The following is a 20,531-nucleotide window of genomic DNA, read 5'->3' on the forward strand; positions in this document are numbered from 1 at the left end:
TCATGCCCTTCGACGCGCCGGTGGACTCACTCACGGGGATGCAGGCGGCCCGCTTCGGGCTGTACCTGCACTTCCCCTATTGCCTGGCGAAGTGTCCCTACTGCGACTTCGCGGTGGCGGTGGCGCGTCAGGTGCCGGAGGAGCGCTACGCGCGCGCGGTGCTGAAGGAATTGGACTCGCGCCTGGCGGCCCAGCCCGCGTTGGCGGGCAAGCCGCTGGAGTCCATCTTCCTCGGCGGCGGCACGCCGTCGCTGTGGCACCCTCGCTACGTGGCGCAGGTGCTGGAGGGAATCGCGTCGCGGCTGTCGGTGGCGTCCAACGTGGAGGTGTCGCTGGAGGCCAACCCGGAGCGCGCGGACGCGGAGCGCTTCGCGGGCTATCGCGCGGCGGGCGTGAATCGTCTGTCCCTGGGCGTGCAGTCCCTCCAGCCCCAGACGCTGAAGGCGCTGGGGCGAGCGCACGACGCGGCCATGGTGGAGGCGGCGGTGGACGCGGCGCGCCGGGCGGACTTCCCGGTGGTGGCCATGGACTTCATCTATGGCGTGCACGGCCAGACGGTGGCGCAGGTGGAGGCGGACGCGCGGCGCGCTGTGGCGCTGTCTCCGGAGCACCTGTCCACGTACGCGCTGACGGTGGAGCGCGAGGTGCTGGCCGAGGACACGCCGCTGTCCAAGCGGCTGAAGCGTGGTGAGCTGGAGTTGCCCCCGGACGAAGAGGTGGTGGCCATGGCCCGCGTGGTGCGCGAGGTGTACGGCGCCGCCGGGCTGCATCGCTATGAGGTCTCCAACCACGCGCGGCCCGGCTACAGCTCGCGGCACAACGCGCTGTACTGGACGGGCGGCGAGTACCTCGCCCTGGGCGTGGGCGCGTCCGGCATGCTGCTGACGCCCACGCCGCACCGGTACGTGAATCTGCGCAGCGCGGAGAAGTACCTCGTGGCGGCGGAGTCCGGGCGGCTTCCGGAGGAGGGCCGCGAGGATTTGGGCCCGGAGGAGCTCTTCGCGGAGCGGCTGTCCATGGGTCTGCGGCTGGTGTCGGGCGTGGATTGGGAAGCTGTGTGTGCGCGATATGGCCAGCCCGTGGAGCCCCGGCGCGCGGAGGTGGCGCGTCTGGTGGAGCACGGCTTCGCGACGCTGAAGGACGGGCGTCTGGCCTTGACGGAGAAGGGCGCGGACGTGCACAGCGCCGTATGCGCGCGGCTGCTGTAGAGAGGCGTCCGCCGGAAGCACTCAAAAGAGGGGCGAATGAGCAAGTGGATGTTGTGGGTGATGCTGACGATGCTGACGGGCAGCCCGTGGATGGCGCTGGGCCTGATGGTGGTCATCGTCTTCGCGGCGGACCACTTCACGTGGCAGGCGCTGCCCAGCCCGGTGCGGATGTTCAAGCGCTTCCAGCGCGCGGGGTACCTGGCCGGCACCATCCTCACCAACCCGCATGAGCGGCGCGCCCGTCACGAACTGGCGGACATCCGCGTGGAGCAGAAGCGCTACGACGAGGCCGTGGACATCCTCAAGCCCAACCTCGAGGCGGGCGACGAGGACGTGGACACGCTGTACCTCCTCGGCGTGGCCTACCTGGGCGCGGGCGACGCGAAGCGCGGCGAGCTGTTGCTGGACGAGGCGGAGAAGCTGGACGCGGACTACCGGCAGGGCTCCATCCACCTGGAGCGCGGCCGCTTCCGCCTGAAGCGCGGCGAGTTCCAGGGCGCGGTGGAGGCGCTGGAGCGCTTCTGCACCGTCCGCCACGGCTCGGTGGAGGGGCGCTTCCTCCTGTCGAAGGCGCTGGCGGAGATGGGGCGCGGGGACGAGGCGAAGCGGATGCGCGAGCTCGCCTGGAGCGACTACGTGGTGGCGCCGCGTTTCCAGCGCCGCCGCGAGCGCAAGTGGGCGTGGCGCGCGCGTCCCAGCCGGCCGCTGATGTACGGCGCGCTGCTGGCGGTGGTGCTGGGCGGCGTGGGGTGGGTGGTGCGCGAGGTGAAGTCCACTCCACCCACGTACGGCCACGGGTACTACGACGACGCGCCCACCGCCGCGGGGATGGACGAGGACACGGGTGAATAGCGGTAGGCTGTAGTCACTTCCGGACGTCACATCTCAGCGAGGCCCACCCGCATGTTCCCCACGCCATCGCAGGTGCTCCGCCAGCGAGAGGGCACGCTGGCCGACACGCCCTTCCCGCTGCTCCTGCACTCGCTCATGGTGGAGGAGCGCACCTGCACGCTGGAGTTGAAGGTGCGCCAGCGCGAGAAGCGCATCGTCTTCGAGGACGGCTCGCCGGTGGGCTGCCAGTCCAACCTCCTGCACGAGACGCTGGGCAAGTTCCTCGTGGAGAAGGGCCGTCTCTCCGAGGCGGACTACCAGAAGTCCCTGGCGGAGAGCGTGTCCTCGGGCCTGCAGATGGGGGCGCTGCTCATCCAGAAGCAGCTCATCAGTCCCTTCGACCTCTACAAGCAGCTGCAGGCGAACCTCGCGCACAAGCTGCTCGACTGCTTCCGGTGGACGGACGCGAAGTACCGCCTCATCGCGGACGTGGAGACGCCGGACGCGAGCGTGCGCATGAACACCGCGCAGCTCATCCTCACCGGCGTCGCCAACGTGATGCCCTTCGATGCGGTGGCCACGCACTTCACCTTCACCGACGAGCGCCGCTTCGGGCAGATGCCCGGCGTAGAGGCCGGGCTGAAGCTGTCCTCCAAGGACGCGCGCCTCTTCCAGGCCCTGCGCCAGCGCCCCACCTTCAATGAATTGATGGAGCGCACCGGCTTCGACACGGAGACGGTGCTGCGGCGGCTGTACGCGCTGTGCCTGCTGGAGGTCTCCGGCTTCGTGGAGGACGTGGACGCGCGCACCGCGAAGCTGGCCGCCGCGCCGCCCGCCACGCCGGCGCCCGTCGTGGTGGAGACGCCCGTGCACGCCGCGCCGCGGGCGCAGGGCACGCCCTTCTCCGACGAGGACGAGGCGGCGCGCAACGAGCTGGTGAGCGCCTTTCTCGCGCACCGGAGCAAGGACCCCTTCACGCTGCTGGAGGTGCCGGAGGACGTGCAGCCGGTGCCGCTGCGCAAGGCCTTCTTCGCCTGGGCGGACAAGCACTCGCCGCTGCGCTTCCAGACGCCGGAGCTGCGCGAGAAGGCGGAGGCGCTGCTGGCCGCGTACGCCAAGGCCTTCGGCGCGCTGTCGGACGCGGAGCAGAACCTCCTCTGGCGCAAGCGCCGCGCGGCGCAGCGCGAGAAGGAGCGCGGCAGCGCCCGCCCCAGCACCGCGGAGCAGTTCCGCATCCGCACGGACCTGCTGGATGCGACCACCCAGTTCGACGAGGCCAAGCGGCGGCTGGACGCGCGCAACTTCGCGGGCGCCTTCGAGTACTTCGAGTACGCGTGCGACATCGACCCGAAGCCGCTCTACAAGGCCTACCGCGCCTTCGCGCGCTACCTGATGAAGCCGGAGGCCCACGGCCGGCTCGCACTCCAGGAGCTGCAGGACGTGCTGCGCGAGGACCCGGGCATGGAGCTGGGCTGGGCCTTCCTGGGCGAGGTGGGCCAGGGCGAGGGCCAGTGGCCGCTCGCGGAGGACGCGTACCGCAAGGCCTTCAAGCTCAACCCGAAAAATCGCCGCTACGTCGAGCTCATCCAGGAAATCGCCAGGCGCCGCTGAGCCGTATTACCGCCAACCCCTCTCATGAATTGCCCGCGCCAATAGTCAATACGACAACTGGCCCGGGCAACCCCTCTCATGAATTGCCCGTGCCAGCCGTCAATACGACAACTGGCCCGGGACAATCCCTTTCGGCGTCTGTCTTTTTCTCAGAACCTGTTGCGGACGAGCCTGATTACAGGTTGGAGATATAATTCCGGTCGGCGGACGTCAGCTTCTCGCCCCGCGACAGGCGCCACACGGCCGCCTGCAGCTCCGCCTGGGGAGCCGTCCGGTCAATCTCCTTGTCCTCGACCAGGTCGAAAAGCTCCAGGAAATCCGTGTACTTGAGGACGGGCCCCATCTGGAACGTGTCCGAGGGGCTGCTCCCGCTGCGGGTGTCGTTCAGGCAGAAGAGGTACATCGGGATGTAGAGGGTCTTCCCCGGCTCCACCGTCACCGTCGTCTTCTGCAGCAGGGCCCCGTTCTGGGTGGTCAGCTTGTCGGACACCACGGTGAAGCCCGGGGGGAAGGTGACGGTGATGGGCAGGGGGTTGCTCGTGGTGTTCGTCGTGTTCCTCAGCGGCAGGCAGACGCGCACCAGGTCTCCGGCGCCCTTGGCCTCCTCCTCGGGGGCGCACTTCTCCGGCTCGAACACGCTGTAGCCGCTGATGCTCCCCGCCAGCTCGAGCCCCGAGGGAAGCGAAAAACGCTGTCCTTCCGGGGACTTGGTGGAGCTCCCCAGGCCCGGCCGGTGCTCCTGTCCCGAGGGGGTTCCGTCGCCGTCCTGGTCGTCGTCGTCGTCCGAATCAGAGCCGCCGCACGCCGCAAGCACCACCATCGCCAACAGCCCGACAATCTTCCATGTCTTCTCGCGCATCTCTCGTCCTCTTGCTCGTGACCTCTGCCACCGAGCGTGCCCGAATGCCGGCCCCCATCCAGGATATTGCCAACCAAGTGTAGAACACCTGAAGGTCTTTATTTCGTTGCCAGCACCGTGATCTGCGATACTCGGAGTGAACCGTGGAGTCTTTGATATCATCAATGGCTCTGAAGCTCAGTCCTCATGGGGAGGCCAGGATGGCCATGAAACACCAGTCGGGTCAGGCGGCAGTCGAGTCCGCGCTCATCCTCCCGCTCTTCGTCTTCCTCATCCTGGGAACCCTCCAGCTGGGGCTCATGCACCAGGCGCGGCTGCTGACGAAGTACGCCGCCTACAAGGCCGTGCGCGCCGGCTCGCTCCACAGCGTCAACCAGCGCTCCATGGAGCGCGCGGCGCTGGGGGTGTTGCTGCCCATGGTGAGCCAGGGCAGCTCCGGGGCCGAGTTCATCAAGACGGTCAACAGCGCCTCCGACTTCCAGGCCAAGTGGATGTGGCCGGGGGTCGCGTCCAACAGGATGATGGACACCGGCATCCCTTACGCCGAAGTTGTCGTCTGCGGTCCGCTGCGTAACGAGCTCCCTGGCGGACCGGAGGTGGACTTCGATGACCCGGCGATTACCGCCAGCGACGACTGGGGCCAGGGCCAGCGCACCAAGCTGCGCGTCCAGGTCACATTCAACTACCGGATGCCCATCCCCTTCGCGAACATGGTCATCTTCAACGTGACGCGCGCCCGGGACGTGCCCTCCGTCCTCATGCTGGGCAAGGGAGTGACGGCGGCGGAGCGCGCCGATGTGCAAAACAATCGCAGGTTGGGCGTCGCCACCGCGGACTCGCTCTACGTCGCCGCGGCCTCGTCCGGCGTCTACATCATGCCCATCCGCGCCACGTACACCATGCGGATGCAGTCCAACCTCTTCCCCCAGGCCAACCCCCTTCCCGAGAACAACGAATGCGTGCTCGTCGCCCACTGAAGAAGCAGCGCTCCGCTCGGGGCCAGGCGCTGGTGCTGGCCTGCTTGTCGTTCCTCGTGCTGGCGCTGATGGTGACCCTGAGCTTCAACCTCAGCCATGCCCTGCGGCAGAAGGTGAGCCTGCAGCAGCACAGCGACTCGCTGGCCTACTCCATGGCGGTCATGGAGGCGCGCGCGCTCAACTACTACGCGGTGAGCAACCGGGCCATCGCCGCCTCGTACGTGGCCATGAACAGCATGCACGCGTACATGGCCGCCGCCAGCGTGACGGGCGAGATGATGGGCGCGGCCAGCACCAACTTCTACATCATCGCCGCCATGGAGTTCGCCCAGTGCGGCTGCTGGACCTGCATCAAGCACTGCATCCACGGCATCAAGGCCATCCGCATCGCCAGCAAGTACAGCCGCGCGGGGCGCAACTACAGCAACAAGGTGAAGAACCTGGAGAGCAGCTTCAACCAGACCAACAAGGGTTTGGACACGTTGATGGAGACGGTGCACTTCTCCCAGAACGCCGTGCACCTCAAGGTGGCGCAGGCGGTGATGGGTGGCTCGGCCAACGGGCTGTCGCAGCTGACGGACTACAACTCGCCCGGGGCGAGCAACCTGCCGGGCGGCGTGGGCGGCATGAACACCAACGAGTTCAACTGCGCCGTCGACGGCATGGTCTGCACGGGCAGCACGGGCAACAGCGACTCGGCGGCGCTCGCGCGGGTGATGACCGAGGTCGCCAACGCGAGCCGGCCCGGCTGGACGGCCAACCGCGACTCCAGCCTGGGGATAAAGCCCCTCTACCTCCACCCCAGCTTCCTGCAGGAGCTGACGCAGGACATCCCCGGCGAGGGCCTCAACTATCCCATCCCCTTCGTGGAGAAGGGCACGGCGAAGACGACGCAGAACCGCTCCAACATCCACGGCCCCGGCCAGGTGGGCGGCAACACGGGCAAGGTGGTCGTCGCGGACGAGGAGGGCGCCATGTTCAACCAGTGGAAGGACGGCATCGCGCCCTACATGCCCTTCGAGGCCCGCGTCTGGAGCGACTCGAACGGCGGCGGGCACTCGCCCCGCCGTGCGCACTCGGACCAGCATGACTTCGACGGGGTCAACACCCGCGGCCTGATGAGCTGCGTGGGCCAGGGCAACTGCTTCATGAAGTTCCGGGCCAACCCCAACCTCAACCGCGACTACGGCCAGTCGCGCGTCTACAGCTACGTCACCCGGCAGTTCCGCGTGGGGGACCTCGCGCGGGCGCCGTGGGAGCTGAGCACCGCCGGTGAGCTCAACTTCGAGCACGGCAAGCAGGGCACCGCGAAGATGTCGCTGGCCGCGGGGGAGGGCGCCGGCCTGTCCAAGGCGCTCGTCTACTACCACCGCTTCGGACAGAACGGCTGGCGCGAGGCGCCCAACATGTTCAATCCCTACTGGCGCGCGAAGCTCCATCCGTTCACCGCCACGGAGGCCTCGACGGTGCTCGGCGCCGCCGGCAACACCGAAGCGGCCCAGATTGCCATCGTCCCGGGGGTGTCCCTGTGATTCACCGCTCGAAGCGCTCTCGCATCGCCCGTGGCGCCGCCGCCGTGGAGATGGCCCTGAGCATGTTGGTCTTCATCCCGGTGTTCATGTACGCCATCTTCCTGGATGACCTGCTCCGCTACTCGCTGGACGCCCAGGAGGCGGCGCTCTCCACCGCGTGGGACTTCACGGTGCAGGACTACACCAAGCCGCTGAAGAAGGCGGGCTCGAACTCCGCCGGGCCCCGGGGTGGCGACTCCATGGTGCAGAAGCAGGCCCGGTTGATGTTCTGCGACCACGAGTCCGGCTTCGACCGCTACACCGCGATGAGCCCCGTGGAGAACCCGGATGGCTCCACGGGCATGAGCTATGCGGACTGCGTGGACACGGACCACCACCGCGCGCTCGTGGCCCACGTCTGCTGGCTCAACGCCAAGGCCAAGCAGGTGACGTGCGAGGACCCGGAGACGGGCGCGGGCGGGCTCGGCGTCCCCGTCTACAACCAGTTCATGAGCGCCTTCACCAACGGCGGCCTCGTCCGCTGCTCGGCCCGCGCCGTGGTGCAGAACTACCTGCTCCCGGAGACCTTCCTGCCGGAGTTCAGCAAGACGAAGCTGACCAACAAGCGGTGGCACAACGACGAAGAACAGGCCATCCACAACCAATCCAAGGAGGGCACGACGACGTCGAACGGCTTCGACGGCAACTCGTACTTCCTCGCCGAAGTGCGGCTCGCCATCCTCACCGACACCTGGGCGCTGACGACGAACGCCAACACCATGCCGGGTGACAAGAGCGGCGAGATGTACGACCGGGTCGAGAACGTGTACCAGAACCCGCAGAACGTCGGGTACCCCATCGTCGCGCTGCAGTCCGCCCAGTTCTTCCAGCAGGCCTCCAGCAACAACCTGCTCAACCCGGTGGTCATGACGATGGCCGGAACCGCGGGTGACGTCGTCGGGCTGGACAACCCCAAGTCCCCCAACCTCGCCATCGCGCCCCAGGGCACGGGTGACGGCACCACGCCCAGCAACCGCGTCACGCAGGAGGGCTCGAACCGGCGCTACTTCAACACCGAGTGGCGCGACTGGGACCAGGACAACAACCGGCAGACGTACCAGAACCGGGGTACCTGGTACATGGGCTGCAAGAATCCGGGAAGCTGCTGATGTCGTTGATGTCGAAGCCGGGAGTCCGGGCTGGGTTGTGGCTGTTCTCGCTGGCGGCGGTGGGCGGGCTCATCGGCTTCGCATGGGAGCGCACGGCGTACCCCGACGAGGCCGTGTCGTTCGAGCGGCTCCATCAGCGGGCGGCGACGGACATCCTGCTCGCGGGCTCGGGCCGCACGCCCGCGGAGGAGGCCATCCTCTCTCGCGCGCTGACGCACTTCCCGCCGTACCCGCGCACGCAGGCGCCTCCCGAGGTGCTGGCGGCGGACTACCTGGGGCCGGGCGCGCCCATGGCCGTGGCGTGGTTCTCCACGAAGGACACGCCGGACCAGGTGCTGGCGCACTACGAGGGCACGCTGGTGGACGCGGGGTTGCCGGCGCTGGGCAAGCGCTATGGCGTCAACGGCGGCTACGTGGGCTACTGGAGCCCCTCCACCAAGGAGGTGCACCTGGTCTCCGTGCTGGCCCAGGGCGGCGAGACGTTCGTCTTCGTCTCGTCCGGGCAGGTGGGCCCCGTGCTGGAGGGGAGCGCGGCGGTGCCCGCGTGGGTGCCCCTGCCGCCCGGCGTGAAGGACCCGGTGGTGCTCACCTTCCGCATGGAGGGCGCCACCTACTACACGGTGTCCGGCCAGGTGCCGCAGGGGCGGCTCGCGGAGGTGGGCAGTGCCTACCAGACCGTGCTGAAGGAGAAGGGCTGGGCTCCGGGCGAGGCCTCGGGGTCCGACGTCCAGGCGCTGAGCTTCGACGTGAATCGCGAGGCGACGCGCGGCCAGGTGCTGCTGCGCCAGCCTTCACTGCAACCCGGGGTAGAGTTCCACCTGTCGCTGATGGAGCGGGCAGTCGCCGCTCCCGAATGACGGGCCACACGGAGGAAGAGACGATGAAGTCGTTCGCGACGTGGATGCTGAGCGGGCTGGCGTGTGGCGTGCTGCTGCTGGGGTCTCCCGCCTGGGCAGACAAGACCTGCGAGCGCGACTGCGCGGATGACGCCAAGCAGTGCAAGTCCATCTGCAAGAAGCACGCGAAGGGGATGTCGGGCAAGTGCGAGTCGGCCTGTGACGAGGAGAAGCGCGCGTGCACCGAGGAGTGTTCGGGCCGCCCCGGCAACCGCGAGAAGCTCGATGAAGGGAAGGACGATGACCATGGCCACTGACAGCAAGCGCCGGCGGGCGCGCGGACAGGCAATGGTGGAGTACGCCGTCGTCACGTCGGCGCTGCTGGGCTTCACCGTGCTGAGCTGGCCGTTCCTCGTGCAGCTCATCGCCGGCCTGCACCGCTACTTCCAGTCCATCTACTACGTCATCCAGTCGCCCGTTCCCTGAGGCGGGGAACGTGGGCCCCGGCCGTCCGTGGCCGGGGCGCATGCGCGGAAGTCGCCGGGGCGCTCCCGTCCCCGACGGGAGCGCCAGGCTTCGCTACGGCTTCACGGTGGTGACGAACTCCGCCTTGCCACCGGCCACCTTCAGCACCACGGCGTCCTTCACCGCGTCGCGATTCGCGTCCAGCGTGATGCGGCCGGAGACGCCCGTGAAGTCCTTCGTCTGGGCAATCGCGTCGCGCAGGGCCGGGCCGCTCGTGTCCGGCGCGCGCTTCATGGCCTCAATCGCCACCCGTGCCGCGTCGTACGCCAGCACGCCCACGCTGTCCGGCACGGCGCCGTACGCCTCCTTGTACTTCTTCAGGAACTGCTGCAGCGTCGGGTCCGGGTTGTCCGGCGAGTAGTGGTTGGAGAAGTAGCTCCCCTCCAGCGCGGACCCGCCCAGCTCGTACAGCTTGTCGGAGTCCCAGCCGTCACCGCCCAGCAGCGGCACCTTCAGCCCCACCTCGCGCGACTGCCGCGCGATGATGCCCACGTCCGTGTAGTAGCCCGGCACGAACATGGCCTCGGGCTTGAGCTGCTTGATGGCCGTCAGCTGCGCCCGGAAGTCCGTGTCGCCCTTCGAGTAGCTCTCGTCGCCGACAATCTCCCCGCCCAGCTCCTTGAACTTCTGGATGAACACGTCCGCCAGGCCCATGGAGAACGCGGCCTTGTTGTCGCGCAGCACCGCCACCTTCGACAGCTTCAGGTTCTCCCGCGCGAACTTCGCCATCACCAGCCCCTGGAAGTCGTCGATGAAGCAGACGCGGAAGATGTAGTCGCCCTTCTTCGTCACCTCGGGGCTGGTCGACGTCGGCGTAATCATCGGCACCTTCGCGGCCTGCGCCTTCTCCGCCATGGCCATGGACACCGAGGACGCCGCCTCGCCCAGAATCACCACCACCTTGTCCTGGGTGATGAGCCGCGTCGCCGCCTGGGCCCCTTCCTCCGGGCGGCCCTGGCTGTCGTACACGCGCACGGCCAGCTTCTTGCCCTTCACGCCGCCCGCCGCGTTGGCCTCGTTCAGCGCCAGCTCAATGCCGTTGCGCGCGGAGATGCCGAACGTCGCCTCCGGGCCCGTCAGGCTTCCCACCTCACCCAACAGGATGGTGTTCGCATCCAAGGGAGTCGGGGCGGCTGCCTGGGCCCCGGTGCTCTGGCCACCCGGCGAGGGCTCGGCCGGCGCGGGCGTGGACTTCTTCTCGCAGGCCACCGCGGCCAGGGCCAGGGTGGCGAGCAGCATCAGGGAACGACGCATCGTGTGGGTTCCTCCGAGGGACGGGAGCGCCACCCTAACCCTCTCCTACCTGCCCTCCAACCAGCGGCTCCCGGACGGTGATTCAAAATGCAATGTGGACTGAACTAGTCCAGATTACATATGACGCCCCCCGGGGACGGTAGGGCCCCCGCAGGAATCCGACCTACGAGAGGAGACACCCGCACCCATGCTTCGGATGAGCAAGATGACCGACTACGGCATCGTGCTGATGACCGAGTTGGCTCGGGCGGAGGGTGACACGCGCACCACCCGCGAGCTGGCGGCGCGCACGCGCGTGCCCCTGCCCTCGGCCAGCAAGGTGCTCAAGAGCCTGCTCCAGGCGGGCCTCGTGGTGTCCCACCGTGGCGCCAGCGGCGGCTACGGCCTGGCGCGCCCGCCGGCCCAGCTCACCCTCGCGGAGCTCGTCAGCTCGCTGGAGGGCCCCGTCGCCCTCACGGAATGTGGCGTCCACACCAGCGGCGGCGCCCCCTGTGAGCTGGAGCCCGTGTGCCACGTGCGCGGCCACTGGCGCCTCATCAACAACGCGATTCAGGACGCGCTGGGCCGGCTGACGCTGGCGGACCTCGTCGCTCCCGCGCCCCGCATCCCCGAGCGCCTCGTGGGCCTGGGCCTGCCGCAGCGGACTTCGGCCCCGGCCAACGCCGCCGCTCCCACCCCTTCCGCTTCCGCATCAGGAGTCCGTTCATGACCACCGACACCCTCCAGGAATTGACTCGCCGCCCGTACCAGGCCGGCTTCGTCACCGAGGTGGAGTCGGACACCTTCCCCCCGGGGCTGAGCGAGGACGTCATCCGTCAGCTCTCCGAGAAGAAGGGCGAGCCCGCCTTCATGCTCGAGTGGCGCCTCAAGGCCTTCCGCCACTGGCTCACCATGCGTGAGCCGAACTGGCAGGCCGTGAAGTACAACCCCATCGACTATCAGGCCATCCGCTACTACTCGGCCCCGAAGCAGAAGCCGAAGAAGGGCAGCCTCGACGAGGTCGACCCGGAAATCCTCCGCACCTACGAGAAGCTCGGCATCCCGCTGCACGAGCAGAAGCTCTTGCAGAACGTCGCGGTGGACGCCGTCTTCGACTCGGTGTCGGTGGCCACCACGTTCAAGGACAAGCTCGCCAAGGCGGGCGTCATCTTCTGCTCGTTCTCCGAGGCCGTGCGCGAGCACCCGGAGCTGGTGAAGAAGTACCTGGGCTCGGTGGTGCCGTACTCGGACAACTTCTTCGCGGCGCTCAACTCGGCGGTGTTCAGCGACGGCTCGTTCGTCTACGTGCCCAAGGGCGTGAAGTGCCCCATGGAGCTGTCCACGTACTTCCGCATCAACGCGGCGGAGACGGGCCAGTTCGAGCGCACGCTCATCGTCGCGGACGAGGGCGCCACCGTGAGCTACCTCGAGGGCTGCACCGCGCCCCAGCGTGACACCAACCAGCTGCACGCGGCGGTGGTGGAGCTCGTGGCGCTCGACGGCGCCAACATCAAGTACTCCACCGTGCAGAACTGGTACCCCGGCGACGCGGAAGGGCGGGGCGGCATCTACAACTTCGTCACCAAGCGCGGCATCGCCCACCGCGCCGCGAAGATTTCGTGGACGCAGGTGGAGACGGGCTCGGCGATTACGTGGAAGTACCCGAGCGTCATCCTCAAGGGGGATGACTCGGTGGGCGAGTTCTACTCGGTGGCGCTCACCAACAACCTGCAGCAGGCGGACACCGGCACGAAGATGGTGCACATCGGGAAGAACACCCGCAGCACCATCGTGTCCAAGGGCATCTCCGCCGGGCGCGGGCAGAACACGTACCGCGGGCTGGTGAAGGTGCTGAAGAGCGCGGAGAACGCGCGCAACTATACGCAGTGCGACTCGCTCCTCCTCGGCGACAAGTGCGGCGCCCATACGGTGCCGTACATCGAGGTGAAGAACGCGTCCGCGCAGGTGGAGCACGAGGCGTCCACGTCGAAGATTGGCGAGGACCAGCTCTTCTACTGCCGGCAGCGCGGCATCTCCCAGGAGGACGCGGTCTCGATGATTGTGAACGGCTTCTGCCGCCAGGTGTTCAAGGAGCTCCCGATGGAGTTCGCGGTGGAGGCGCAGAAGCTGCTCGGAGTGAGCCTGGAAGGGAGCGTGGGGTAGAGGTCATGGCACTACTGACTGTTCGCAACCTGCACGCCCGCGTGGCGGGCAAGGACATCCTCAAGGGAATCGACCTGGAGGTGCAGCCCGGTGAGGTGCACGCCATCATGGGCCCCAACGGTTCCGGGAAGAGCACGCTGGCCAGCGTGCTCGCGGGCCGTGACGGCTACGAAGTCACCCAGGGCGAGGTGCTGTTCGACGGCAAGTCGCTGCTGGAGCTGCCGCCCGAGGAGCGCGCCACGGCGGGCGTCTTCCTCGCCTTCCAGTACCCGGTGGAGATTCCAGGCGTGGGCAACCTCCACTTCCTGCGCACCGCGCTCAACGCGCAGCGCCGGGTGAAGGGACTGGAGGAGCTGGACGCGATGGACTTCCTCCAGCTCGCCAAGGAGAAGTCGAAGCTGGTGCAGCTCGACGCGGCGTTCATGAACCGCTCCGTCAACGAGGGCTTCTCCGGCGGAGAGAAGAAGCGCAACGAGGTGTTCCAGATGGCGGTGCTGGAGCCGCGCCTGGCCATCCTCGACGAGACGGACTCGGGCCTGGACATCGACGCGCTGCGCACGGTGGCGGGCGGGGTGAATGCGCTGCGCTCGTCGGAGCGCGGCATGGTGCTGATTACGCACTACCAGCGGCTGTTGGACTACATCGTGCCGGACAGGGTGCACGTCATGGCGGCGGGCCGCATCATCCGCTCGGGCGGGCGCGAGCTGGCGCTGGAGCTGGAGGAGAAGGGCTACGGCTGGCTGGGCCTGAAGGACGGCGCGCCGAAGGGCGTGGAGGCGCGGCGATGACGCAGGCCCTGGCGCACTACCTGGACGTGGGTGCGCGCTTCCACGCGAGGGATGCGTCCGCGCCGGCCTGGCTCAAGCGCGTGCGCTCCGAGGGGCTCGCGCACCTGCAGCGGTTGGGGCTGCCCACCAACCGCGACGAGGCGTGGAAGTACACGCACCTGGCGCCGCTCGTGGAAGGAACGTTCGTTCCGGCCGGGGCATCGCACGGCGCGGGTGACCTCACCGCGCTGGTGGAGCGGCTCGGCCTGCCGGGCCCCCGGCTCGTCTTCGTGGACGGACGGCTGGTGCCGGAGCTGTCCTCGGTGGCGGCCCTGCCGCGCGGCCTCACGCTGAAGCCGCTGCGGGACGCGCTGCGCGAGGACGGTGAGCTGCTGGAGTCCGTCCTGGGCCAGCGGGCGCAGGCGGGTGACTCGGCGCTGACGGCGCTCAACGCGGCGCTGCTGGAGGACGGCGCGCTGCTGCGGCTGGCTCCGGGCACGGTGAGCGAGGTGCCGGTGCAGCTCGTCTTCCTCACGCGAGGGGACGCGCCGGTGCTGGCCAGCCCGCGCATCATCGTGCTCGCGGGCGAGAGCAGCGAGGCCACGCTGGTGGAGACGTACGCGGGCGCCGGAGCGGGCGCCACCTTCACCAACGCGGTGACCGAGGTGACGCTGGACGACAACGCCAGCCTGCACCACTACAAGCTCCAGGCGGAGGCGGACGCGGCGGTGCACGTCAGCGGGCTGCACGTGCGGCAGGGCCGCGACAGCCGCTTCGCGTCGCACGCCTTCTCCTTCGGCGGCGCGCTGTCGCGCAACGAGGTGCACTCCGCCTTCGCGGGCGAGGGCGGCGATGCGACTCTGAACGGCCTCTATGTGGGCCGGGGCAACCAGCACCTCGACAACCGCACGGCGCTGGACCATGCCGTCCCCCGCTGCACCAGCCGCGAGCTCTACAAGGGCGTGCTGGACGACAGGGCGCGCGGCACGTTCCACGGGCTCATCCGCGTGCGGCCGGACGCGCAGAAGACGGACTCGCGGCAGCAGAACCGCAACCTGCTCCTGTCCGAGTCGGCGCAGGCGGACGCCCGGCCCCAGCTGGAAATCCTGGCGGACGACGTGAAGTGCGCGCACGGCGCGGCGGTGGGGCGGCTGGACGCGGGGGCGCTGTTCTACCTGCGCTCGCGAGGGATTCCCCGGGCGGAGGCCGAGCGGCTGCTCACGTATGCCTTTGCCCGTGAGGTGGTGGACGCGGTGCCGGCCGGTCCGGTGCGTGAGCGGGTGGAGGGGCTGCTGGCCCTGAAGCTGCCGGGCGCGGCCCGGCGAGAGGTGCGCGCATGAGTGGCTTCGACGTGCAGAAGGTTCGCGCCGACTTCCCCATCCTCCAGCAGGAGGTGCGGGGCCGGCCGCTCGTGTACCTCGACAGCGCGGCCACGGCGCAGAAGCCGCAGGCGGTCATCGACTCCATCGTCCGCTTCTACCAGCACGACAACGCCAACGTGCATCGTGGCGTCCACGTGCTCTCCGAGCGCGCCACGGAGGCGTACGAGGGCGCGCGCGAGACGGTGCGCCGCTTCATCAACGCCCGCGACGCGAAGGAAATCATCTTCGTGCGCGGCACCACCGAGGCCATCAACCTGGTGGCGCAGACGTACGGCCGCAAGCACATCGGCCCTGGTGACGAGGTGCTGATTACGCACATCGAGCACCACGCCAACATCGTGCCCTGGCGGATGCTCTGCGAGCAGACCGGCGCGGTGCTGAAGGTCATCCCGGTCGATGAGCGCGGCGAGCTGGTGCTGGACGCGGTGGACGCGCTGATGACGGAGCGCACGCGCATCCTCGCGGTGACGCACGTGTCCAATGCGCTGGGCACGGTGACGCCGGTGAAGGAGCTGACGCGCCGGGCGCACGCGAAGGGCATCCCCGTGCTGGTGGACGGGGCGCAGGCGGTGACGCACTTCCCGGTGGACGTGCAGGACCTCGGCTGCGACTTCTACGCCTTCAGCGGGCACAAGATGTTCGGCCCCACGGGCATCGGCGTGCTGTACGGCCGCCTGGAGCGCCTGGAGCCGCTGCCGCCGTACCAGGGCGGAGGGGACATGATCCTCTCCGTCACCATGGAGAAGGTGACGTACAACCGGGTGCCGCACCGCTTCGAGGCGGGCACGCCGGACCTGGCGGGCGCGGTGGGCCTGGCCGCGGCCATCCGCTACCTGGAAGCGCTGGGCATGGGCGCCGTCGCGGCGCACGACCAGCAACTGCTGGCGTACGCGACGAAGGCGCTGGAGTCGGTGCCGGGGCTGCGCATCATCGGGCAGGCGCGCGAGAAGTCGGCGGTGCTGTCGTTCCTCCTGGAGGACATCCATCCGCACGACGTGGGGACGATTCTGGACCGCGAGGGCATCTGCATCCGGACGGGGCACCACTGCGCGCAGCCGGTGATGCAGTACTTCAAGGTGCCGGCCACGTCGCGGGCGTCGCTGGCGCTCTACAACACGACGGACGACGTGGACGCGCTCGTCCGCGGGCTGCACAAGGTGCTGGAGGTGTTCAAGTGAGCTCGGACCTGTCGGACCTGTACCAGGAGGTCGTCCTGGAGCACTCCAAGCGGCCGCGCAACTACCGCGTGGTGGAGGGGTACGACCACCAGGCGGCGGGGCACAACCCGCTGTGCGGCGACCAGCTCTCGGTGACGATGAAGATGGAGGGTGACGTCATCCGCGACATCGGCTTCCAGGGGCAGGGCTGCGCGATTTCGAAGGCGTCCGCGTCGCTGATGACGGGGGCGGTGAAGGACAAGACGCGCGCGGAAGCCGAGGCGCTCTTCGAGCGGGTGCACAAGCTGGTGACGGAGGGCCCGGAGGGCGTGGACGTGGACGCGCTGGGGAAGCTGGCGGTGCTGTCCGGCGTGAGCGAGTTCCCCGCCCGGGTGAAGTGCGCGAGCCTCGCGTGGCACACGCTGCGCGCGGCGATGGAGGGACGCGGCGAGGCCGTGTCCACGGAGTAGGGGAGGGATGAGCACCATGAGAGGAATGACAGCGGTGCTGGGGCAGGACGTGTCCGCCACCATCATCCCCAGCGGAGACCGGGTGCTGTTGCCCGCGGGCGCGGAGCTGCGGGTGATGCAGACGCTCGGCGGCAACATCACGGTGCAGGACCCGTACGGCCAGCTCTTCCGCATCGACGAGAAGGACGGCGGCGCGCTGGGCGAGGAGTACGCGCCGAAGGAGAAGGCGGCGGCGGACGAGGGGACGTTCCACGAGGAGGCGGTCTGGGACCAACTGCGCACGGTGTATGACCCGGAGATTCCGGTGAACATCGTGGAGCTGGGGCTCGTGTACGCGTGCAAGGCGGAGCCGCTGCCGGAAGGCGGGCAGCGCGTGGACATCCAGATGACGCTGACGGCGCCCGGCTGCGGCATGGGGCCGGTGCTGGTGGACGACGTGCGGACGAAGGTGTCCTCCGTGCCCGGTGTGAAGGAGGCCAACGTCGAGCTCGTGTGGGACCCGCCCTGGAGCCAGGAGCGCATGACGGACGTGGCGCGCCTGCAGCTCGGGTGGATGTAACGGCGCGTCCGGGTGGCGCGGCCCCGGCATGGACCTGAACTAGGCTTCCGGCCATGAGGTGGATGGTCGGACTGCTGTGCCTGCTCGTCGTCGGGCTGGGCTGCGAGAAGACGGACTGGAAGAAGGCGGAGGCCCGGCTTCCGCACAGTCCCGTGGTGAAGACCGAAGCCGTGGTGGACGCGAGCGGCGAGAAGCGGCTCGTGGCCGTCTCCTTCGGCGACGACAAGCGCTTCGCCGTGTCGGTGCTCTCCCCGGCGCAGGTGCTGAAGACACTGAAGCAGCGCTTCCCCCAGGAGGCCACCTTCCACGGCCTTCAGGTCCTCAGCCGCGACAGCTCGCGGTGGGTCTTCTTCCAGGCTCGCGACGCGAAGACGCGCGGCGACTACTACTGGGACGTGGAGAAGGACACGCTCTACTCGCGGACGTCGCCCGCGAGCGGCGGCGAGTGGACGCGCTCGAACAACGTCAAGGCCAAGAGCCCCATCGCCGAGGAGATGAAGGCGCGCGAAGAGGCGGCGCTGCGCGACCTCCACCAGAAGCTCCTGGAGTGCGTCCAGGATGCCCCCGAGCTGAAGGTGGAGGAGAAGGACCTGGACGAAGGCCTGCGTGACGAGGAGCGGCTCCTGGTGGACGACAGCACCGTGCTCGTGGGCGTGCTGTCACTGAAGCCCACCCGCATCGCCGTCTGCACCGAGAGCACGACAGGGCGCGTGACGTTCTCCAGCCTGCTCCCGGTGACGGAGGAGTGCATGGACTTCGGCTTCGCGCGGAGCCTCCGCTTCGCGGACGTGGCGCCCACCGAGGGGAGTGAGTTGGTCGCGGAGGTGACGTCCCTCTCCTGCACGGGAATGAAGGGCGACAAGACGCAACTGCTCGTCTACTCCACCCCGCTCGAGGGCGCTCGCGCGCAGCCCCTCCTGGTGACGGAGAAGCACGCATCGGTCATCGCCGTCATGCAGGACGGCTCCAGCGAGTCCACCACCCGCTTTCGCTTCGCGGGGAAGGCGGGCGGCTACCGCATCACCGCCACCACCACCGAGGAGAGCAGCGACAGCCCAACGACGGAAGTCACCCGCACCTTCGTCTGGTCCAAGTCGCAGGGGCGGTTCCTCAAGCTTCGCGAGTGACGTCAGCGCAGTGCCGCCAGCCCGCGCGGGTGGCTTCAGCGCGGGTCCGGCGGCCTGCGCGAGTGACGTCAACGCGCCGCCGCCAGCCTGCGCGCGCCCACGCCGAGCATCGCCGTGGCCACGCTTCCCGCGAGCAGCTTCGGCCACCTCCGCTGCGGCGCTTTGACGGCGGCCGGCACGCGCACCGCCACTTCCGGCATCTTCTCCGCGAACAGCTCCATCATGCCCTCGAGGAACGCGAGCATGTGATGCGGGCCCGGGCTGGACACCCAGTTGCGGTCTCGGATGACGGCCTCGTCCACCCACTCGCCGCCCGCGTTCTTCACGTCGTCCTTGATGCCCGGCCACGAGGCGACCTTGCGCCCCTCGATGAGGCCCGCGGACACCAGCAGCCACGAGCCGTGGCAGATGACCGCGATGGGCATGTCCAGCGTGTCCGCGTCGCGCACGAAGTCCTGTGCCAGCGCGCTCTGCCGCAGGAAGTCGGGGTTCACGAAGCCACCGGGGAGAAGCACCGCGTCAAAGTCCGCGGCCTTCACCTCGTGCAGCGTGGCGTCCACGGGCACCTTCCTGCCGGGGTACAGCAGGTTCATCCCCTGAATCTTCCCCTTGTGGAGCGAGACAATCGTCACGTCCGCGCCCTCGCGCTTCAGCTTCCTGACGGGAAGGGTCAGCTCCACCTGCTCGAAGCCATCCGCCGCGAGCACGGCCACCTTGAGCCCCTTGAGCTTCTTCATCGCGCGCACCTGTCATCCGGAAGGTTGTCGCTCCTGACCCTGTGCATGACCGGTCGCTCCGTGAATGGAGGAGGGGAGCGGGCAGGGGGGCCCTTCTCCCGTCGTCTCGGCACCTCTTCACGGCAGCGGCGTTGTGCCTCCCTGGAGGGCGTGCTACCGACCCGGCGGACCGGCGGCGGCGCAGGCGGTGTGTTCCGTCCCGGCGGTTTCGGTTGATGACCGTGGTCCTCGTCCCCTCGGATGCTCCCGGAGGTCCCCCGAATGTTCGCCTCGCTCTCTCCCCTTCACCGTGGCCTGCTCGCGGGCACCGCGCTGCTGCTCGGCCCGGTGGGCTGCACCAGCGTCGAGTCCACCCGGGTGGAGGAGTCCCGCATCGCCACGAAGGACTCGCCAGCGGTGAAGCCGAAGTGGGGCATCGTCATCCACGGCGGCGCGGGCGTCATCATGAGGGAGCACCTCGCCACCGAGCGCGAGGCCGCCATCCGCGCCGTGCTCACCCAGGCGCTCCAGGCCGGCCATGCGGTGCTCGCGAAGGGCGGCAGCAGCGTGGAGGCGGTAGGCGCCGCCATCCGCGTCATGGAGGACTCACCGTACTTCAACGCCGGCAAGGGCGCCGTCTTCAACCATGACGGCGTCAACGAGTTGGACGCGGCCATCATGGATGGAAAGACGCGCATGGCCGGCTCGGTGGCGGGGCTGCACCGCGTGAAGAACCCCATCGACCTGGCGCGTGCGGTGATGGAGAAGTCGCCGCACGTGATGATGTTTGGCGACGGCGCCGAGGCCTTCGCGAAGACGCAGGGCGTGGAGCTGGTGGACCCGAAGTACTTCTTCACGCAGGAGCGCTGGGATGGGCTTCAGCGCGCGCTGGAGAAGGAGCGCGCCGAGCAAAGCAAGCAGCCGTCGTCCTCGCTCCAGCCGGGGTATGACCCGGTGACGGGGGACCACAAGTTCGGCACCGTGGGCGCGGTGGCGCTGGACCAGGCCGGAAACCTCGCGGCGGGCACGTCCACCGGCGGAATGACCAACAAGCGCTTCGGCCGCGTGGGCGACGCGCCCATCATCGGCGCTGGCACCTACGCCGACCCGCGCTGCGCCGTCTCCGCCACGGGCCATGGTGAGTTCTTCATCCGCTACACCGTGGCGCGCGACATCTGTGCCCGCATGGAGTACCAGCAGGTGCCCGTGTCCGAGGCCGCCAACGTCGTCATCCAAGACGTGCTCGTGAAGGCCGGCGGCGAGGGCGGCGTCATCGCCATGGACAACCAGGGCAACGTCACCACGCCCTTCAACTCCAGCGGCATGTACCGCGGCTACATGGGCGAGGACGGCCAGCCTGTCGTGGCCATCTTCAAGGACGACGCGAAGGAGCCGGTGGAGTCGAAGTAGGAAACTCGCGCGCGCCTCTT

At 68.7% G+C, this 20,531-nt stretch carries 21 protein-coding genes; 18 read left to right on the forward strand and 3 right to left on the reverse strand.

The window, feature by feature from the left end:
* The first annotated feature begins 2 nt into the window (after positions 1-2).
* Genes hemW through ACVTJA_RS08470 form a run of 3 tightly spaced genes read left to right on the forward strand, consistent with a single transcriptional unit; the run spans position 3 to position 3,650 of the window.
* On the forward strand, positions 3-1,208 hold the full coding sequence (gene hemW, locus ACVTJA_RS08460; protein WP_465835376.1) for a radical SAM family heme chaperone HemW: 1,206 nt from the start codon (positions 3-5) through the stop codon (positions 1,206-1,208).
* 36 nt (positions 1,209-1,244) lie between these two features.
* The gene (locus tag ACVTJA_RS08465) at positions 1,245-2,060 is read left to right on the forward strand and encodes a hypothetical protein (RefSeq protein ID WP_465835378.1); all 816 of its coding nucleotides are present in this window, start codon (positions 1,245-1,247) and stop codon (positions 2,058-2,060) included.
* A 51-nt stretch (positions 2,061-2,111) separates the two neighbouring features.
* A complete protein-coding gene (locus ACVTJA_RS08470; protein WP_465835380.1) occupies positions 2,112-3,650 on the forward strand; it encodes a DUF4388 domain-containing protein in 1,539 nt (512 codons plus the stop codon).
* A gap of 175 nt (positions 3,651-3,825) precedes the next feature.
* On the opposite strand, the gene ACVTJA_RS08475 is transcribed toward ACVTJA_RS08470, so the two are convergent.
* Positions 3,826-4,509: a hypothetical protein gene (locus ACVTJA_RS08475; protein ID WP_465835382.1), complete on the reverse strand. Its 684-nt coding sequence runs from the start codon at positions 4,507-4,509 to the stop codon at positions 3,826-3,828.
* Between the two features lie 200 nt (positions 4,510-4,709).
* Between ACVTJA_RS08475 and ACVTJA_RS08480 the strand changes: the two genes are divergently transcribed.
* The 6 genes from ACVTJA_RS08480 (at position 4,710) to ACVTJA_RS08505 (ending at position 9,488) form a co-directional block, all read left to right on the forward strand.
* A complete protein-coding gene (locus ACVTJA_RS08480; RefSeq protein WP_465835384.1) occupies positions 4,710-5,486 on the forward strand; it encodes a TadE family protein in 777 nt (258 codons plus the stop codon).
* Positions 5,465-7,018 (forward strand): hypothetical protein, encoded by a 1,554-nt coding sequence (locus tag ACVTJA_RS08485; protein ID WP_465835386.1) that lies wholly within the window; start codon positions 5,465-5,467, stop codon positions 7,016-7,018. The genes ACVTJA_RS08480 and ACVTJA_RS08485 overlap by 22 nt, the downstream gene beginning before the upstream one ends.
* 62 nt (positions 7,019-7,080) lie before the next feature.
* A complete protein-coding gene (locus ACVTJA_RS08490) occupies positions 7,081-8,166 on the forward strand; it encodes a hypothetical protein (protein WP_465835387.1) in 1,086 nt (361 codons plus the stop codon).
* The gene (locus tag ACVTJA_RS08495; protein WP_465835389.1) at positions 8,166-9,023 is read left to right on the forward strand and encodes a hypothetical protein; all 858 of its coding nucleotides are present in this window, start codon (positions 8,166-8,168) and stop codon (positions 9,021-9,023) included. Before ACVTJA_RS08490 ends, ACVTJA_RS08495 begins: the two co-directional genes overlap by 1 nt.
* 23 nt (positions 9,024-9,046) lie before the next feature.
* Positions 9,047-9,319, forward strand: a complete 273-nt coding sequence (locus ACVTJA_RS08500; RefSeq protein WP_465835391.1) for a hypothetical protein — start codon at positions 9,047-9,049, stop codon at positions 9,317-9,319.
* On the forward strand, positions 9,309-9,488 hold the full coding sequence (locus ACVTJA_RS08505; RefSeq protein ID WP_465835393.1) for a hypothetical protein: 180 nt from the start codon (positions 9,309-9,311) through the stop codon (positions 9,486-9,488). The genes ACVTJA_RS08500 and ACVTJA_RS08505 overlap by 11 nt, the downstream gene beginning before the upstream one ends.
* Before the next feature lie 93 nt (positions 9,489-9,581).
* Here the strand turns inward: ACVTJA_RS08505 and ACVTJA_RS08510 are convergent, their stop codons facing one another.
* Positions 9,582-10,781: an ABC transporter substrate-binding protein gene (locus ACVTJA_RS08510; RefSeq protein ID WP_465835395.1), complete on the reverse strand. Its 1,200-nt coding sequence runs from the start codon at positions 10,779-10,781 to the stop codon at positions 9,582-9,584.
* Between the two features lie 187 nt (positions 10,782-10,968).
* On the opposite strand from ACVTJA_RS08510, the gene ACVTJA_RS08515 reads away from it, so the two are divergent.
* From ACVTJA_RS08515 to ACVTJA_RS08550, 8 genes are read left to right on the forward strand one after another with little or no spacing between them, the layout of a single operon-like run.
* Complete coding sequence (locus ACVTJA_RS08515; protein ID WP_465835396.1) at positions 10,969-11,490, forward strand: SUF system Fe-S cluster assembly regulator; 522 nt, start codon at positions 10,969-10,971, stop codon at positions 11,488-11,490.
* Entirely contained in the window at positions 11,487-12,923 is a 1,437-nt protein-coding gene (gene sufB, locus ACVTJA_RS08520; RefSeq protein ID WP_465835398.1) for a Fe-S cluster assembly protein SufB, read from the forward strand. Before ACVTJA_RS08515 ends, sufB begins: the two co-directional genes overlap by 4 nt.
* Positions 12,924-12,928: 5 nt before the next feature.
* Positions 12,929-13,711, forward strand: a complete 783-nt coding sequence (gene sufC / locus ACVTJA_RS08525) for a Fe-S cluster assembly ATPase SufC (protein WP_465835400.1) — start codon at positions 12,929-12,931, stop codon at positions 13,709-13,711.
* A complete protein-coding gene (sufD, locus tag ACVTJA_RS08530; protein WP_465835402.1) occupies positions 13,708-15,030 on the forward strand; it encodes a Fe-S cluster assembly protein SufD in 1,323 nt (440 codons plus the stop codon). Before sufC ends, sufD begins: the two co-directional genes overlap by 4 nt.
* Complete coding sequence (locus ACVTJA_RS08535; protein ID WP_465835404.1) at positions 15,027-16,250, forward strand: SufS family cysteine desulfurase; 1,224 nt, start codon at positions 15,027-15,029, stop codon at positions 16,248-16,250. Before sufD ends, ACVTJA_RS08535 begins: the two co-directional genes overlap by 4 nt.
* Positions 16,247-16,699, forward strand: a complete 453-nt coding sequence (gene sufU / locus ACVTJA_RS08540; RefSeq protein ID WP_465835405.1) for a Fe-S cluster assembly sulfur transfer protein SufU — start codon at positions 16,247-16,249, stop codon at positions 16,697-16,699. Before ACVTJA_RS08535 ends, sufU begins: the two co-directional genes overlap by 4 nt.
* A gap of 16 nt (positions 16,700-16,715) precedes the next feature.
* Entirely contained in the window at positions 16,716-17,258 is a 543-nt protein-coding gene (gene sufT, locus ACVTJA_RS08545; protein ID WP_465835407.1) for a putative Fe-S cluster assembly protein SufT, read from the forward strand.
* Between the two features lie 53 nt (positions 17,259-17,311).
* The gene (locus tag ACVTJA_RS08550) at positions 17,312-18,385 is read left to right on the forward strand and encodes a hypothetical protein (protein WP_465835409.1); all 1,074 of its coding nucleotides are present in this window, start codon (positions 17,312-17,314) and stop codon (positions 18,383-18,385) included.
* Positions 18,386-18,453: 68 nt separating this feature from the next.
* On the opposite strand, the gene ACVTJA_RS08555 is transcribed toward ACVTJA_RS08550, so the two are convergent.
* Complete coding sequence (locus tag ACVTJA_RS08555) at positions 18,454-19,122, reverse strand: type 1 glutamine amidotransferase domain-containing protein (protein ID WP_465835411.1); 669 nt, start codon at positions 19,120-19,122, stop codon at positions 18,454-18,456.
* A 261-nt stretch (positions 19,123-19,383) separates the two neighbouring features.
* On the opposite strand from ACVTJA_RS08555, the gene ACVTJA_RS08560 reads away from it, so the two are divergent.
* A complete protein-coding gene (locus tag ACVTJA_RS08560; protein WP_465835413.1) occupies positions 19,384-20,511 on the forward strand; it encodes an isoaspartyl peptidase/L-asparaginase family protein in 1,128 nt (375 codons plus the stop codon).
* The last annotated feature ends 20 nt before the right edge of the window (positions 20,512-20,531 follow it).

Source organism: Pyxidicoccus sp. M6 (assembly GCF_055568925.1).